Source organism: Actinotalea sp., from assembly GCF_035443605.1.
Lineage (GTDB): Bacteria > Actinomycetota > Actinomycetes > Actinomycetales > Cellulomonadaceae > Actinotalea.
In genome coordinates, this window is the sequence record NZ_DAORSQ010000066.1 from 1 (window position 1) to 14921 (window position 14921).

The following is a 14921-nucleotide window of genomic DNA, read 5'->3' on the forward strand; positions in this document are numbered from 1 at the left end:
CCTGCGGACGGTCGAAGTCGTCCGCGACGTTGGGGACGTTGCCCAGGCTGGTGGTGAACCTGCTGTTGGGGTGGGCCCAGGGGTCGTCGGCACGCTCGGACGCCCGCTCGGCGACGACCTCGCCCTTCCAGTCGCGCCAGCCCTCGAGGTCCGCCGGGCGCTCGGGTGTCCTGCCCTCCCACCAGACCTCGTGCGTGCGCTCGTTGTGGGCGACGTTCGTGAACAGTGCGCGCGTCCCGGGGGCGACGGCGTCGAGCGCCGTCGGGTTGGTCACCTCGTTGGTGTCCTTGGCGACGCCGAACACCCCGAACTCGGGGTTGATCCCGTAGAGCAGGCCGTCGGTGGGGTCCACCCACAGCCACGCGATGTCGTCGCCGTAGAAGGAGACGTGGTAGCGGTCACCGAGGGCGTCCGGGGCGAGCGTCATCGCCAGGTTGGTCTTGCCCGAGGCGCTGGGGAACCCGCCGCACACGTGGTACGTCCGGCCCGTCTCCTTGTCGGTGATCCCCAGCAGCATGAACTGCTCGCTGAGGAACGACCCGGACGCCCAGCCGTCGTACGACGCCTGGCGCAGGCCGTGCGCGATCTTGCCGAGGAGGGCGTTGCCCCCGTACGACGAGCCGAAGTGCAGGATGGTGCGCTCGTCGGCGACCGTGACGAAGTAGCGCTTGTCGTCTGGCGTGCCCTGCCCGAGGTTGGCGAGGTCGCCCGTGACGTGGACCGCACGGACGAACGTGTCCGGGTCGGCGAGGTGCTCGATGGCGTCCACGCCGACGCGGGCCATCCGGATCATGTGCAGCACGACGGTGCGGTGGTCGGTCACCTGGACCCCGGCGCCCCACTGCTCCAGCGGCGAGCCGGGCGGGGCCATGAGGTAGGGGATGACGTACATCGTCCGGCCGGCCAGCGCGCCGCGCATGTGGCCCTCGACGACGGGCCGGATCTCGGACGTCAGCCGCCAGTTGTTGTAGACGCCCTTGTCCTGCGGCCTGCTCGTCGCGACGATCGTCCGCTCCTCGGAGCGGGCCGTGTCCTTGACGTAGCTGCGCGAGTAGTAGATCTCGTCACCCGCCGGGACGATCTCGCCGGCAGCCAGGGACTCCGCGAGGAGGCGGGCGTCGTCTGCGGCGCTGACCACCTCGATGCGCGCCGCACCCGTGTGCTCCGCCCAGTGCCGGACGTACTCCCGCACGGCGGGGTTGTGCACCCCTGCGTCGTCCAGTGCCTTGTCGATGTCGACCACGGTGCGACCTCACCTTCCGCAGAGCGCGCGGTGGGGCTCGCGGTCGGGCCACGACGCCCCTGCGAGCCCGACGGCTCGTGACGCCCATCCTGCCCGACCGTCGGGTGCGCGACAGGGACGCACGTCCCCCGCGTCGGGCCGATGCCGGTCCCAGGCCCGGCCCGGGCTGCCGAGGTCGGGACCTTTGGCGCGGACGGCGCGGGCGACCGCCGTACGCTTCAATGGTGATCGAAGCAACGATGGTTGAGGCGACGGCGGCCGACGGGTCGGTGGACCAGGCCGCAGCGGTGGCGCTCCTCCAGGCGGTCGCGGACCCGGTCCGGTGGGAGATCCTGCGCACGCTCGCCACCAGGCCCGCGTGCGTGTGCCGCCTGGCCGAGCACGTGCCGATCGCGGCGAACCTGCTGAGCTACCACCTCAAGGTGCTGCGCGAGGTGGGTCTGGTCACGTCGGCCAAGCGCGGGCGGTGGGTCGACTACGCCTTGGCCGAGGAGGCGGCGGCGCGGATGCGTGCGGCACTGCCGGACGCCCTGGTGGCCCCGGCGCGGTGCGCGTCGGGCGACCTCGTCGCTGCCGCGGCGGTGTCACCGTGAGCGTGGCGGAGCGTCTGCGCGCGCGCACGCCGACGCGACGCTGGGTGGGCCTGGGCGTGGCGGCGGTCCTGTGGGTCGTGGCGTACGAGCTCAACCGGCCGCTGTGGGACTGGCTGGTGCTCGACGTCGTCGGTCTGGACCCGGCCTCGCGGCTGGGCTCTGGGGTGCACTTCTTCCTCTACGACACGGTCAAGATCGCGCTGCTGCTGGTCGGGATCATCTTCGTCATCACGGTGCTGCGCTCGTTCATGTCCGTCGAGCGCACCCGCGCGCTGCTGGGGGGCAGGCGCGAGGGCGTGGGCAACGTCCTTGCCGCCGGGTTGGGCGTGGTGACGCCGTTCTGCTCGTGCTCGGCCGTCCCGGCGTTCATCGGGTTCGTCGCGGCCGGGGTGCCGGTGGGCGTGACGATGAGCTTCCTCATCGCCTCCCCGCTGGTCAACGAGATCGCCATCGCCCTGCTCCTCGGCCTGTTCGGCGTCGGCCCCACGCTGCTCTACGTCGGCGCGGGCCTGGTCATCGCGATCGTCGGCGGCCTGGTGCTCGGACGGGTCCACGCGGAGCGGTGGATCGAGCCCTTCGTCTTCGAGACCCGCCTGGGCGGGCAGGTCATCGACTCCACCCTCGGCCTGGGCTGGGACGACCGGATCCAGATGGGCGTCGAGGAGGTCATCTCGATCCTGCGCAAGATCTGGCCCTACCTGCTCGTCGGCATCGGCCTGGGTGCCGTCATCCACGGCTGGGCGCCCGAGGAGCTCTTCACGCGCTACGCGGGCGCCGGCAACCCGCTGGCCGTGCCGGTCGCCGTGCTCATCGGCGTGCCGCTGTACTCCAACGCAGCGGGGATCCTGCCGCTCGTCGAGGCGCTGCACGACAAGGGTCTGCCGATGGGCACCCTGCTGGCCTTCATGATGGCCGTCGTGGCCCTGTCCCTGCCGGAGATGATCCTGCTGCGGCGCGTGCTCAAGCCCCAGCTCATCGCCGTGTTCGTCGCCGTTGTCGCCACCGGCATCATCGCCGTCGGCTACCTGTTCAACGCCGTCCTCGGCTGACCCCGCCACCCCCCACCACGAAGGAGATCGACATGATCATCAAGATTCTCGGGTCCGGCTGCGCCAACTGCGTCAACCTCGAGCGCGTCACGCGCGAGGCACTCGCGGAGCTCGGCGCCGACGCGACCGTCGAGAAGGTCACCGACTTCCCGGCGATCGTCGGGTACGGCGTGATGAAGACCCCCGGGCTCGTGGTCGACGAGACGGTCGTGCTCTCCGGCCGCGTGCCGACGACCTCCCAGGTCCGCGAGATCCTCGCACCGCTGGTCGCCGCCGCGGGCTGACGCGCGCCGGTCCACGCATCCCGGAGTGGGATGCGAAGCGGCAGAAGGGCGCGGTGGACGACCTCGACGACCTCGTGCGGTGGACCACGATCCACGTCGAGGTCGAGGACTGATCGATGCGAGAGATCTGCCTGGAGCGGCTCGACACGACCCGCCCGGCGCTCGTCCTGACGGGGGACGCGCCACCGGGTGCGAAGACGAAGGTGACCGTCGCCCCGATCACCCCCACCGTCACGGGGCTGTCGAGCGAGGCCGGGTTCGGGCCCGAGAACGGTCTCGACCACGACTGCGCCGTTGCCCTCGACAACGTCATCACCGTGCCGAAGGCTCTTCTCGGACGCACCATCGGGCTTCTCACCGCCGAGCGGGAGCTCCGGCCGGCTCGGGGCGTGGTCCTGACCTTCGACCCCGAGCTGCCGCTCCACGACTGACGGCCGCACCCCGGAGGAGCCTCACGGCCCAAGGGCTAGGCGCGAGGTCGGCGGGTGACGCGCCGCGTGACCGCGCGTCGGAAGGGGGCGATCGGCAGGCTGCGGTACAGCCCGAGCTCCTGGCGCATCGACGCGGTCTCGTCGAGGAAGGCGAGGACGGCGTCGCCGGGGTTGGCGGCGAAGAGCCGGGTGAAGACGGCCGGCATCGTCGTCGGGTCGTCGCGCACCACCTCGAGCAGCAGCGCGTCCAGGGAGCGGTGCCACCGGCCGGGACCGGGCACGTCGTGCGGGTGGCCGTGGCGGGTCAGGGATCGGGCGATGGCGGCGCTGTGGCGCTGGATGCGCCCGAAACCGTACCCGGTGCTCGCCTTGACCATCCCGGCCGGGGTCCCGATCCGCACCACGGCCCCCCGGGGCCGTGGTGGGGCCGCCGCCACCAGCGGGATGGCGCCCGACTCACTGCCGACGACCCGGAAGGCGTCGATGCCGAGCTGCCTGCGCAGGTAGGCGTCGACGTGCTCGCCCAGCTCGCGGTCCCGGGACGCGGTCCGGTCGGCGGGCCAGGAGGCGAACCGGGTGTACTCGACCAGGGCGGTCCGGGCGGACGTGGGCAGCACGTACACGAAAGCCACGCCGCGGCTCTGGTCCGTGCGGAAGTCCATGAGGGTGGGCGTGGTCGGGTCGAAGGCGTCGTGGTCGGTCACGACGTGGTGACCGAGGAACCTCAGGCCCGCTCGGGGCGCGGGCAGCGCCGGGCCCGGTGCGACGCCGGTGCTGTCGAAGACCCACCGGGCGCTGACGCTCGCGAGCTGCGGGTCGCCGGGACCGGGTCGGCTGATGAGCACGCCCGGTGCCGTGGGGTGCTCATCGATGCGCACGACGGTGCCGCGCACGCGCGTGAATCCGGGGGCGCCGGTGGCGAGGCGGTCGCTGGCCCCCCGCAGCTGGGCACCGGTGAGGGTCCGGTAGCGGAACTCGTCGAGGGCGACGACCTGCTCGCCGCCGGGGCCGTCGACGCGCAGGCGGGTGGACCCCGGGGACGCCGCCGGGTCCAGGAGCCCGTCGCCGCGCGACCAGTACGCCCAGCTGCGGTCCGGGTGCAGCCCGTCGTCCACGACGAGCACGCGCCGGTCGGCCCACCCGCCGGCCACCAGGTGGGCGGCGAGGGACAGACCGCCCGCACCGCCGCCGAGGATCACGGCGTCGACCTGCCGGGGGAGGGCTGGGGTGCGGGTGGGGCTCACCGGTGGCGATCGATGGTCGGTCGGCCCGCGCCGGCATCGATGGCGGCCATCGGTGTCCTCCCGGGTGCTCGGCTCAGGCCGATGCACCGTCGGCCCCGGCGGCCAGCAGGACCGCCGCCAGGTCGACGTCGGCCTGGGTGGTCCAGCGTCCCAGAGACAGCCGCAGGGTGGCCAGGGCATCGGTCCCGGGCAGGCCCATCGCCGTGAGCACCGCCGAGGGCGTGTGGCTGCCGGAGTGGCACGCGGAGCCGGTGGACGCGGCGACGTCGGGGGTGGCGGCGAGCAGCTCGTGGCCGACGGTGCCGTCGATGTGCACGTTGAGCGTGCCGGGCAGGCGGTGCACGGGGTGACCGTGGACATGGACCCGGCCGGGCAGCAGCCCGGCCAGTCGCGCCGCGAGCCGGTCGCGCAGGTCGGCGAGGCGGGGCCCCTCGCCGTCGGCGAGCTCCGCGCGTGCGATCCGCGCGGCCGCGCCCAGCGCGACGGCGTGCGGGACGTTCTCGGTCCCGGCGCGCAGGCCGTGCTCCTGGCCGCCCCCGCCGACCAGGGGGTGCACGGCGACACCGCGGCGGACGTAGAGCGCGGCGACGCCCTTGGGTGCGTACATCTTGTGCCCCACGACCGTCAGCAGGTCGACCCCGAGGGCGTCGACGTCGACGGGGACCTTGCCCACGCTCTGCGCGGCATCGGTGTGCAGCAGGACCCCGCGCTCGCGGCAGACGGCGGCGATCTCGGTGATCGGCTGCAGGGTGCCCGTCTCGTTGTTGGCGTGCATCACCGAGACCAGCACGGTGTCCGCGGTGATCGCCGACGCGACGTCGGCGGGCTCGACCCTGCCCTCCGCGTCGACCGGCAGCACCGTGATGCGTGCGCCGTGGCGGGTGCGCAGCTCCTCGCACGCTGCCAGCACGGCGGGGTGCTCGGTGACCTGGGTGATGACGTGCGGTCGCACGCCGCGCCGCGTGGCGGCAGCCAGTGCGGCGCCGCGGACGGCCAGCGCGTCGGCCTCCGACCCGGAGCCGGTGAGCACGATCTCCTCGGGCCGGGCGCCGAGCAGCGCGGCGACCTCGGCCCGCGCGGCGGCCAGCAGCCGCGCCGGGCCGGCGGCGAAGGCATGCGTCGAGGAGGGGTTGGCGAAGTCCCCGCGCAGGGCGGGCAGCATCGCGTCGAGCACCCGCGGGTCGACCGGCGTCGTCGCGTTGTGGTCGAGGTAGACGGGCCGGGACGGCAGGTCCGGGTGGCGAGCGGTGGTCACGGGTCCTCCTGAGGCGGGCCTGCCCCGCGCCGCATCAGTGTCCCAGTATTCCGAAGAACAATGGAATAAGGTGGTCGCATGCTGGACCCGGAACGGGCCCGGCCCTGCCCGGAGGGATGCCTCGGTGAAGGTCCTGCTGATCATCAACGGCCCGGCCTACGGCTCGGACGAGACGTTCAACGCGGTGCGCCTGGCCGTGGCCCTGAGCAAGCGCGACGGCGTGGGGGTGCAGGTGTTCCTCATGGGCGACGCGGTGACGTGCGCCGTGGAGGGGCAGAAGACCCCGGACGGCTACTACACCCTGGACCGGATGCTCAAGGGCCTGGTGCGCGCGGGCGCGGAGATCGGGTGCTGCGGCACGTGCCTGGACGCCAGGGGCCTGCGCGAGGACCAGCTCGTCGGGGGCGCGCCGCGCTCGACGATGGAGGCCCTGGCGAGCTGGACCCTCGAGGCCGACAAGGTCCTGGTGTTCTAGACCGTGGGACGCGACGCGAAGCGGGCGCTGTTCGAGCAGTTCGCCCGGATCGGCAAGGCGCTGTCCAGCCCCACCCGGGTCGAGCTCATCGACCTGCTCGCCCAGGGCGAGCGCCCGGTGGACTCCCTGGCCCGCGCCACGGGTGCGCACGTCACGACGGTGTCGGCGCACCTGCAGGCGCTGCGCCAGGCGCGCCTGGTCAGCACCCGCCGCGAGGGCACGCGGATCTTCTACCGGCTGGCCGGCGCGGACGTCGCGGGTCTCTACCTGCAGGTCCAGCGACTCGCCGAGCACCATCTGCCGGACCTGCCCGCCGCGCGTGCGGCGTTCCTCGGCCCCGAGGACGTCGAGGAGATCGACCGCGACGAGCTCTGGCGCCGCGCCGAGCAGGGCACCGTCACGGTCATCGACGTGCGACCGTCCGAGGAGTACGCCGGCGGCCACCTGCCCGGGGCGATCTCGATCCCGCTGGACGAGCTCGCCGGGCGTCTCGCCGAGCTGCCCACCGGGAGCGACGTCGTCGCCTACTGCCGCGGCCCGTACTGCGTGCTCTCGTACGCCGCCGTGCGGCTGCTGCGCGATCACGGTCGCCCGGCCCGGCGACTGGCCGACGGCGTCCTGGAGTGGCGCGCCGCCGAGCTGCCCGTCGAGGGCGCCGACGTCGCCTGAGGCGCCGGCCCCGTGGCGGGTGACCCGAGTCGTCGGTGGCCCCTGGTGTGCGTACCCTCGCTCGGTGACCTCTGACGACCCTCGTGCACCGGCGCGGTCGACGCGCCCGGGAGTGACCGCCTGCAGCCTGTGCGCAGGCGAGACGCTCGCCGGGCGGGACCGGCTCGCGGGCGGTCAGCGAGCGCGCCTCGAGCGGCTCGCGGCCGACGAGGTCGCCGATGTGTGCTTCGCCGAGTGCCTGGACGAGTGCGAACGGGGCGACGTGGTCGTGGCCCGGGAGGCCGGGCACGCGACACCCGGTGCCGCATCGCTGCCCGTGTGGTTCGAGGGACTTGCCGGCGACGAGCTCACGGCGCACCTCCGGCAGTGGCTGGCCGCCGGCGGGCCGGGCCGTGCACCGCTGCCGGCCGCCCTGGTCGGTCTGGTCATCGCTCGGGACGCGCCGTCGACGGAGCCACCGAGCTAGATGCTCCTGCCCGGGCGAGGAGGCGGCCGGCGTCGGTCCGCCGAGGTCACCCCGCCGCGATGGCGACGAGCTCTGCCGCCAGGGTCGCGGCGAGCTCGTCGATCTCGGGCACCACGTCGGGATCGGCGATGACCGTGACGCCCAGCCGCCCGGCGTAGGACAGCGCGGCGAACGCCACGCCGACGTTGCTGGCCGTGACGGTGATGGGGACGATCGTCAGGATCGGCGCGCCGGCGAGGCTGAGCGGCTGGTCGGGGCCGCGCAGGTTGGTGAGGAACGAGTTCACGAGGCGTTGACGATCCACGAACCAGCGGAACACCCCCGCGCCGGCCAGGAGCCGGAAGGCCGGGCCCACGAGGACGGCCGACGCGCCGCGGGTGCTGCCCTTGCGGACCCGGGTGACCTCACCGACATGTCGCAGCCGCGCGTCGAGCGGCCCGTCGACGGGGACGCGCACGGGCATGACCCCGACCTGGTTGCCGAGCTCCGTGCTGGTCGTCGACCTCCGGGCCGCGACGGGCACCGAGACGACCAGGTCGTGGACCGACGGGGACCTCGCCTGGGCGATCCGCGCCGTCGGCTGGGACGGCGATCCTTGCCATACCTAGATCCGCTAGGGTTGAATACCTTGCAGATCGAGGTATAGGAGGGCGTCGTGCACATCGACAAGGATCTGGTCGCCGCGTCGGCCACCCCGCTGGTGCTGGGGATCCTGGCGGACGGTGAGGAGTACGGCTACGCCATCCTCAGACGCGTGACCGAGCTGTCCGGCGGTCGCATGCAGTGGACCGACGGGATGCTCTACCCGCTGCTGCACCGCCTCGAGCGGCTCGGGCAGGTCTCGTCGTCGTGGGGCGCCTCCGAGTCGGGCCGTCGGCGCAAGCACTACGCGATCACGCCTGCCGGCCGGGCGGCGCTCGCCGACCGGCAGGAGCAGTGGTCGGTCGTCGCCGATGCCCTGCGGCATGCCTGGCAGAGCACCCAGCCCTCGCCCGCACCGGTCGCGGGGTGGGCCCGGTGAGCCTGGGAGCCGAGCTCGAGGAGCAGATCGAACGATGGCGCGGCTTCGCCCAGCGGCGTCAGGCGATCTCGGTGAGCGACGTCGAGGAGCTCGAGGATCACCTGCGGTCCCAGATCTCCGACCTGCAGGCGACCGGGCTGGACGAGGGGGAGTCCTTCCTCGTCGCGATGAAGCGGCTGGGGGACCTGGACGCGGTGTCGCGTGAGTACGCCCGCGAGCACTCCGAGCGGCTGTGGAAGCAGCTCGTCCTGGTGCCGCAGGGCTCGGCCGGTGCGGGCGGCGCCGGCGGGACGAGCCCGTGGGTCGAGGTCGCGTTCGTGCTCGCGGCGGCCGTCGGCGCCGGGCTGGCGGTCAAGGCCGGGATGTGGTGGGACCGAGAAGGGCTGCAGGTCGCCGGCTCGCTGGGCCGCACCCTGAGCCTGCTCGTCGCGCCGTTCCTCGCCGCCTACCTCGGGTGGAAGCGCCGCCTGAGCCTGCGCGCGATCGTCGCTGTGCTGGTCCCGTTCCTCGTGCTCGCGATCCTGCTCAACGCCTACCCGTTCGCGCCGGGCGGGTCGACCGACATCCTCGCCGCGCTGCACGCACCGGTGGTCCTCTGGGTGCTGATCGGGGTGGTCTACGTCGGTGGACGCTGGCGGTCCGACGCCCGTCGGATGGACTTCGTGCGGTTCACGGGCGAGCTCGCCGTCTACTACGCGCTGCTGGGCATGGGTGGCGCCGTGCTGATCGGGCTGACGGCCGGGGCGCTGGGGCTGGTCGGGGTGGACTTCGAGCCCGTGCTGGAGCAGTGGATCCTGCCGTTCGCCGTCCCCGGCGCCCTGGTCGTCGCGGCCTGGCTGGTCGAGGCCAAGCAGAGCGTCGTTGAGAACATCGCCCCTGTGCTGACCAGGGTCTTCACGCCGCTGACGACCCTGATGCTGCTCGTGCTGCTCGGGGTGCTGGCCGCCGCCGGCGGGGTGGTGGACGTCGACCGTGAGGTGCTGATCCTCATGGATGCGATCCTCGTCCTTGTCCTGTGCCTGGTGCTCTACTCGATCTCGGCGCGGGATCCGCTGAGCGGGCCGGGGCTGTTCGACGGCCTCCAGCTGGTCCTGGTCCTTGCGGCCCTCGCGGTCGACATGGTCATGCTCGCAGCGATGGTGACCAGGATCGCGGAGTTCGGCTCGAGCCCGAACAAGGTGGCAGCCCTCGGCCTCAACGTCCTCCTGCTGGTCCACCTCGCCGGCACAGCCTGGCTGACCGCAGGCTTCGTGAGGGGGCGCGGCTCGTTCGCCGCGGTGGAGCGCTGGCAGACCCGCTACCTGCCGGTCTACGGCGGGTGGGCGGCGGTCGTGGTGGTGGTGTTCGGGCCGGTGTTCGGGTTCGTGTGAGCTCTGGCGCGCCGCGGTCGTCAGCCCACCGGGGGGCGCCGCGGGCTGGCCGTCGGCGGTGGGCGGGCCTACGGTTCCCTCAGGCGGGGAGCGCCCGCCCCGGGGAGGCGGACGACCATGTCGGGGAGCGGGACCAGGGACGACGCGTGGCGCCTGACGACGGCCCCGGGGTCCTCGCGGTACGAGATGTTCCGCGACGAGGACGCGGACCCGCCGGTGCTGGTCTGCCAGGTCGGCTCGACCCGCCTGGTGTACCTCCTGCGGGCGATCGAGGACCTGCACGCCTGGCTCGCCGAGCGGGGCGGGTGGGTCGAGCTGGGTGCGGCCGACGAGAAGAAGGAGCCCGCGCCCGGAACCGTCGAGGCGTGGGGGCGCTCGGCGGACAACCCGGTCGGTGGGTGGTACGGGCTGCGAGCCGGCTACCGGGGCAGGTTCGCCATGTACCTGCCGCCCCTCCTGGAGGAGCTCGGCCGCGCCGAGCTCACGCACGACCCGCGAGGCAACCGGGTCCGCGCCCTCTGAGGACCTCGCGTCGCGACCCCTCGTGCGACCCGGTGGCGGCCGCGACGTCGAGCTGCGCGCTCGTCCCGGTGACGGAAGGACGCGACCGCGCGGTCACCCGCCAGACTTGCCCCCGAGAGGGTCCGGCGGGCCGGGTGCCAGCCATGCGGCTCGCTCCCGGTGCGCGAACTCCGTGACGTCGATCGGCTCGCGGCCCAGGACGGTGCGCACGTCATCGCTCAGACCGGCGGCAAGGCCCAGTCGCGCGGTGGTGTAGATCGCGCTCGTCACCGCGACCATGGCCCAGGGCATGTGCAGCGAGCGACGGGCGTGGTACGCGTAGCGCGCGAGCGACGGACGACGGTAGGTGATCGGGCGCCCGAGCTCGGCAGCGAGGATGTCGGCGACCTCGTCGTACGTCAGCGCGCGCGGGCCGGTGATGGTCCATGCCCGGTCCGCGTGGGAAGCGGGGTCGAGCAGCGCAGCGGCGGCCACGGCGCCGACGTCGGCCGCGTCGACGAACGCGGTCGCACCGCGGCCGGCCGGCACGACGATCTCGTCGCGGTCGCGTACGTCCGCGGCGTGCGTGGTGGTCAGGTTCTGGGCGAAGAAGGAGGCACGCACGAACGTCCACCGCATCCCCGAGGCGCGCAGCCACGCCTCGACGGTGGCGTGCGGGACGACCCGGTTCCGCTCGGCGCCCTGCAGGGAGAGGAACACGACACGGCGCACACCGGCGTCACGCGCCGCGGCCAGGGCCGGCAGCAGGTCGCGCGTGACGTTGCCGAGGGCCGGGGGTCGCACGAGGAACACCGACTCCACGTCCTGGAACGTCGGCCCCCACGTGGCGGGGTCGGTGAAGTCGAACGCCACCGACGGCGTCCCCGGGTGCTGCTGAGGGCGTGGGCGGGCCCGGCCGGCGAGGCGGACCTGCGCGCCGGCCGCGGTCAGGGCGGCCGCCACGACCGTGCCCACCGTGCCGCTCGCACCTGTCACCAGGATCCGTGCCACCTCGCTCCTCCCTCAGGGTCTGTGTATCGTACACACATGACGACGGCGCGATCCGATGACCTGGTGGCGCTGGATCGGGCGCTGCTGGGGCTGCGACGCTTCCTGGAGTCCCCGGCCGTCCTGGACGATCAGGGCCGCCGGATCGAGCTGTCGACCTTGCTGGTCCTGGACGCGGTCGGCGAGGGGGCAGCGAGCGTCGGCGACATCGCCGACCGCCTCGACGTGGCGCGCTCGACCGCGAGCCGGCTGGTCGTGCGGGCCGAGCGGGTCGGCATGGTGGCGCGGTCGGCGTCGCCCCAGGACGCGCGGGCCGTCCTGGTCGGGCCGACCGATGCGGGCCGCGCGCTCGGGCGCCGGGCGCGCGAGTTCCGCCTCGAACGGCTCGTCGCCCTGACGGGCGGCTGGGACGCGGCCGACGTCACCGCGCTGGCCGGCGCCCTGCGGCGGTTCGCCGAGTGCGCCGCGTCAGAGCAGGGTCGACGCCCTGGCCCGGCGGGGTGAGACCGGGGCGCAGGGTCGACGCCCGGGTTCCCGCGCCGTCGCCGGACGTCGTCGGGCGGCCGTAGCATCGGCATATGACGATGCAAGCGAGGGTTGCTGATCCTGTGGTGGACGCGTCGGCGTCGTTGTCGGTCGCGGCCTGCCTCTTCCACGGCTTCAGCGACCCGTCCCGGCTGGCGATCCTGCGGCACCTGGCGCTGGGGGAGCACCGCGTCGTCGATCTGACCCGTCACCTGGGGCTGGCCCAGTCGACCGTCTCCCAGCACCTGGCGTGCCTGCGTGACTGCGGCCTGGTGGAGTCCCGGCCGCAGGGGCGAGCCTCGGTGTTCGGCCTGACGCAGCCGGCGGCCATGGTCGAGCTGCTCGCGGCGGCGGAGCGGCTGCTCGCGCTGACCGGGGACGCCGTGGCCCTGTGCCCGGTGTACGGGATCGCGGTCGCGCCGGGCACGGCTCCCGCGGAGCGTGCGGAGGTGGCTCGGTGAGCGCCGTGGCTCTGGAGGCGGCGGAGGTCGAGCGGCTGACGCGGCGCGGGCTGCGTCTGGCGCAGCTCACCGTCACCTACAACGTGGTCGAGGGCGTCGTCGCGGTGACGGCGGGACTCATGGCGGGCCTGGTGTCGGTGGTCGGCTTCGGGTTCGACTCCGCCATCGAGTCCGTCGCGGCCGTGCTGGTCGGCCTGCGCCTGGCGGCTCGGCTCCGGCACGGTGAGGCCGACGAGCGCAAGGAGCGCCTGGCACTCCAGGGTGTCGCGGTGACGTTCTTCGTCCTCGCGGCCTATGTGACGTTCGAGGGGATCCGCCGCCTGGTCGAGGGCGAGGTGCCCCAGAGTTCGACGCTGAGCATCGTCGTGCTGGTCGCGTCGTTGATCGTCATGCCGGCCCTCGCCGCGGCGAAGCGGCGCGTCGGGCTGCGCCTGGGGGACAACCTCATCCTCGCCGATGCGGCGCAGACCCGGGTCTGCGTGATCCTCAGCGTCTCCACCCTGGTCGGCCTGATCGCCTACGCGGTGACCGGGGCGACCTGGATCGATCCCGTGGCGGGCTTCGTCATCGCCGCGTTCGCGATCCACGAGGGCAGGGAGGCCTGGGAGGGCGAGCTCGTCGAGGACGACGGTGACGACGACGACGGTGACGACGACGACGGTGACGACGACGACCGGTGAACCGGAGGGTGCGGTCGTCGGCGACCTGCTCGCCGCCCCCGTGATCCCGACCCCGCCGTCCGGGTCGCGGTGAGCCCGAGGGTGTGAGTGCTGTCGCCCTCCGCACCGGCGGGCGACGCGACGCGCGCCATCAACGTCCGGACCGAGGGCGGCGCGTCACCCGTCGTTCGACCGCCCAGCACCGGGAGCGGATCGGGCCGCCCGTGAGCGACACGCCGGTGCGGAGCGCCGGCTCGTGCGGGGCGCGGGACCTTCGGCCCAGATGTCGATCTTGGAGGGGCCTAGAAATGGCAGATCTAGTAGCACGGACCCCGAAGAGCCCTAGATGTGGTGGTTCGTGGTCGGTTCTGCCGTCCGGTCCTTCCTCGATCCTCAGGAGTTGTCGTGCCGTCTTCCGCTGTGCCCGCGTCTGCTGTGCCGCCCGCCGTCGTGCCCGTCGGGGTCATCGCGCGGGACGGGGCCACCCACCGGTTCGACCTCGCGCGGATCGAGTCGGCGATCGAGCGCGCGGGTCGGGCCACCGGGGAGCTGGGGCGGGTCGAGGTCGACGCCCTCACCGCGCGGGTCGTCGGGGTGCTGGCAGTCGAGGGTGCCGGGTACCCGCACGTCGAGCACGTCCAGGACCTCGTCGAGGCGGCGCTCCTGGCCGACCGTCGCACGGCCACGGCCCGGGCCTACATCGCCTACCGCGAGCAGCACGCGCGGCTGCGGGCCGATGCGCGCACGGTGGTGGAGGTGGAGAGCTCGATCAACGAGTACCTCGACCGCTCGGACTGGCGGGTCAACGCGAACGCGAACCAGGGGTACTCGCTCGGCGGGCTGATCCTCAACACCGCGGGCAAGGTGACGGCCAACTACTGGCTCTCGCACGTCTACCCGCCCGAGGTCGGCCGGGCACACCGCGACGGCGACCTGCACATCCACGACCTGGACATGCTTGCGGGGTACTGCGCCGGATGGTCGCTGCGCACGCTGCTGACCGAGGGGCTCAACGGGGTGCCGGGCACGGTCGAGGCGTCCCCACCGAAGCACTTCTCCTCGGCGGTCGGGCAGATCGTCAACTTCCTGGGCACGATGCAGAACGAGTGGGCCGGGGCCCAGGCGTTCAGCTCGTTCGACACGTACATGGCGCCGTTCGTGCGCCTGGACGCGCTGAGCTACGACCAGGTGCGCCAGGGGGTCCAGGAGCTGGTCTACAACCTCAACGTCCCGTCCCGGTGGGGAACCCAGACGCCCTTCACCAACCTGACCTTCGACTGGGTCTGCCCCGCGGACCTGCGCGAGCAGGTCCCGGTGGTCGCCGGCGTCGAGCAGCGGTTCACCTACGGCGACCTGCAGGTCGAGATGGACCTCATCAACCGCGCCTACATCGACGTCATGACCGCAGGCGACGCCTCGGGCCGGGTGTTCACCTTCCCGATCCCGACGTACAACGTCACCGCGGACTTCGACTGGGAGTCGGACAACGCCGAGCGCCTGTTCGAGATGACCGCCAGGTACGGCCTGCCGTACTTCCAGAACTTCCTCAACTCCGAGCTCGAGCCGAACCAGATCCGCTCGATGTGCTGCCGGCTGCAGCTGGACCTGCGCGAGCTGCTCAAGCGGGGCAACGGGCTGTTCGGCTCGGCCGAGCAGACCGGCTCGCT

The 14921-nt window shown here is 73.2% G+C and carries 19 protein-coding genes; 14 read left to right on the forward strand and 5 right to left on the reverse strand.

All coding sequences use genetic code 11. The features are described 5' to 3' along the window. Window positions 1–1243 (reverse strand): phosphoenolpyruvate carboxykinase domain-containing protein (locus PKY62_RS08655; RefSeq protein WP_324536308.1); only part of this gene is annotated, 1243 nt, incomplete at its 3' end. 224 nt (window positions 1244–1467) lie between these two features. Between PKY62_RS08655 and PKY62_RS08660 the strand changes: the two genes are divergently transcribed. The 4 genes from PKY62_RS08660 (at window position 1468) to PKY62_RS08675 (ending at window position 3600) form a co-directional block, all read left to right on the forward strand. After that, window positions 1468–1836 (forward strand): ArsR/SmtB family transcription factor, encoded by a 369-nt coding sequence (locus tag PKY62_RS08660; protein ID WP_324536309.1) that lies wholly within the window; start codon window positions 1468–1470, stop codon window positions 1834–1836. Then, window positions 1833–2885, forward strand: a complete 1053-nt coding sequence (locus PKY62_RS08665; protein ID WP_324536310.1) for a permease — start codon at window positions 1833–1835, stop codon at window positions 2883–2885. Before PKY62_RS08660 ends, PKY62_RS08665 begins: the two co-directional genes overlap by 4 nt. A gap of 32 nt (window positions 2886–2917) precedes the next feature. Next, window positions 2918–3169, forward strand: a complete 252-nt coding sequence (locus PKY62_RS08670) for a thioredoxin family protein (RefSeq protein ID WP_324536311.1) — start codon at window positions 2918–2920, stop codon at window positions 3167–3169. Between the two features lie 116 nt (window positions 3170–3285). Further along, a complete protein-coding gene (locus tag PKY62_RS08675) occupies window positions 3286–3600 on the forward strand; it encodes a type II toxin-antitoxin system PemK/MazF family toxin (RefSeq protein WP_324536312.1) in 315 nt (104 codons plus the stop codon). A 35-nt stretch (window positions 3601–3635) separates the two neighbouring features. On the opposite strand, the gene PKY62_RS08680 is transcribed toward PKY62_RS08675, so the two are convergent. Next, window positions 3636–4844, reverse strand: coding sequence for a lycopene cyclase family protein (locus PKY62_RS08680; protein ID WP_324536313.1), 1209 nt, complete (start codon window positions 4842–4844; stop codon window positions 3636–3638). Window positions 4845–4917: 73 nt separating this feature from the next. Continuing rightward, on the reverse strand, window positions 4918–6099 hold the full coding sequence (locus PKY62_RS08685) for a cysteine desulfurase family protein (RefSeq protein WP_324536314.1): 1182 nt from the start codon (window positions 6097–6099) through the stop codon (window positions 4918–4920). Between the two features lie 124 nt (window positions 6100–6223). Between PKY62_RS08685 and PKY62_RS08690 the strand changes: the two genes are divergently transcribed. The 3 genes from PKY62_RS08690 (at window position 6224) to PKY62_RS08700 (ending at window position 7709) form a co-directional block, all read left to right on the forward strand. Beyond that, entirely contained in the window at window positions 6224–6574 is a 351-nt protein-coding gene (locus PKY62_RS08690) for a DsrE/DsrF/TusD sulfur relay family protein (protein ID WP_324536315.1), read from the forward strand. A gap of 3 nt (window positions 6575–6577) precedes the next feature. Continuing rightward, on the forward strand, window positions 6578–7243 hold the full coding sequence (locus PKY62_RS08695; protein WP_324536316.1) for an ArsR/SmtB family transcription factor: 666 nt from the start codon (window positions 6578–6580) through the stop codon (window positions 7241–7243). A gap of 64 nt (window positions 7244–7307) precedes the next feature. Further along, on the forward strand, window positions 7308–7709 hold the full coding sequence (locus PKY62_RS08700; protein WP_324536317.1) for a hypothetical protein: 402 nt from the start codon (window positions 7308–7310) through the stop codon (window positions 7707–7709). Window positions 7710–7755: 46 nt separating this feature from the next. Here the strand turns inward: PKY62_RS08700 and PKY62_RS08705 are convergent, their stop codons facing one another. Then, a complete protein-coding gene (locus PKY62_RS08705) occupies window positions 7756–8232 on the reverse strand; it encodes a WS/DGAT domain-containing protein (protein ID WP_324536318.1) in 477 nt (158 codons plus the stop codon). Window positions 8233–8364: 132 nt separating this feature from the next. Here PKY62_RS08705 and PKY62_RS08710 point away from each other — a divergent pair, with 132 nt between their 5' ends. The 3 genes from PKY62_RS08710 to PKY62_RS08720 all read left to right on the forward strand — a co-directional run bounded on the left by PKY62_RS08710 (window position 8365) and on the right by PKY62_RS08720 (window position 10622). Beyond that, the gene (locus PKY62_RS08710) at window positions 8365–8730 is read left to right on the forward strand and encodes a PadR family transcriptional regulator (RefSeq protein ID WP_324536319.1); all 366 of its coding nucleotides are present in this window, start codon (window positions 8365–8367) and stop codon (window positions 8728–8730) included. Further along, the gene (locus PKY62_RS08715) at window positions 8727–10100 is read left to right on the forward strand and encodes a permease prefix domain 1-containing protein (protein ID WP_324536320.1); all 1374 of its coding nucleotides are present in this window, start codon (window positions 8727–8729) and stop codon (window positions 10098–10100) included. The genes PKY62_RS08710 and PKY62_RS08715 overlap by 4 nt, the downstream gene beginning before the upstream one ends. 117 nt (window positions 10101–10217) lie before the next feature. After that, entirely contained in the window at window positions 10218–10622 is a 405-nt protein-coding gene (locus PKY62_RS08720; RefSeq protein ID WP_324536321.1) for a DUF6855 family protein, read from the forward strand. 93 nt (window positions 10623–10715) lie between these two features. Here PKY62_RS08720 and PKY62_RS08725 read toward each other — a convergent pair whose 3' ends face one another. After that, window positions 10716–11612, reverse strand: a complete 897-nt coding sequence (locus tag PKY62_RS08725) for an NmrA family NAD(P)-binding protein (RefSeq protein ID WP_324536322.1) — start codon at window positions 11610–11612, stop codon at window positions 10716–10718. Between the two features lie 36 nt (window positions 11613–11648). On the opposite strand from PKY62_RS08725, the gene PKY62_RS08730 reads away from it, so the two are divergent. The 4 genes from PKY62_RS08730 to PKY62_RS08745 form a co-directional block, all read left to right on the forward strand. Then, on the forward strand, window positions 11649–12113 hold the full coding sequence (locus tag PKY62_RS08730; protein WP_324536323.1) for a MarR family winged helix-turn-helix transcriptional regulator: 465 nt from the start codon (window positions 11649–11651) through the stop codon (window positions 12111–12113). Between the two features lie 74 nt (window positions 12114–12187). Then, window positions 12188–12595 carry an ArsR/SmtB family transcription factor gene (locus PKY62_RS08735; protein ID WP_324536324.1) on the forward strand — a complete coding sequence of 136 codons (408 nt, stop codon included), beginning with the start codon at window positions 12188–12190 and terminating at the stop codon, window positions 12593–12595. Next, window positions 12592–13275, forward strand: coding sequence for a cation diffusion facilitator family transporter (locus PKY62_RS08740; RefSeq protein WP_324536325.1), 684 nt, complete (start codon window positions 12592–12594; stop codon window positions 13273–13275). The genes PKY62_RS08735 and PKY62_RS08740 overlap by 4 nt, the downstream gene beginning before the upstream one ends. 399 nt (window positions 13276–13674) lie before the next feature. After that, window positions 13675–14921, forward strand: a 1247-nt coding sequence (locus tag PKY62_RS08745; RefSeq protein ID WP_324536326.1) for a ribonucleoside triphosphate reductase, incomplete at its 3' end; no start/stop codon positions are given.

What these genes read in the sequence shown, in the direction of transcription:
- PKY62_RS08720 (WP_324536321.1), top strand. Translation starts at nt 10,218, where the DNA reads ATGTCGGGGAGCGGGACCAGGGACGACGCGTGGCGCCTGACGACGGCC.
- PKY62_RS08670 (WP_324536311.1), top strand. Translation starts at nt 2,918, where the DNA reads ATGATCATCAAGATTCTCGGGTCCGGCTGCGCCAACTGCGTCAACCTC.
- PKY62_RS08730 (WP_324536323.1), top strand. Translation starts at nt 11,649, where the DNA reads ATGACGACGGCGCGATCCGATGACCTGGTGGCGCTGGATCGGGCGCTG.
- PKY62_RS08675 (WP_324536312.1), top strand. Translation starts at nt 3,286, where the DNA reads ATGCGAGAGATCTGCCTGGAGCGGCTCGACACGACCCGCCCGGCGCTC.
- PKY62_RS08735 (WP_324536324.1), top strand. Translation starts at nt 12,188, where the DNA reads ATGACGATGCAAGCGAGGGTTGCTGATCCTGTGGTGGACGCGTCGGCG.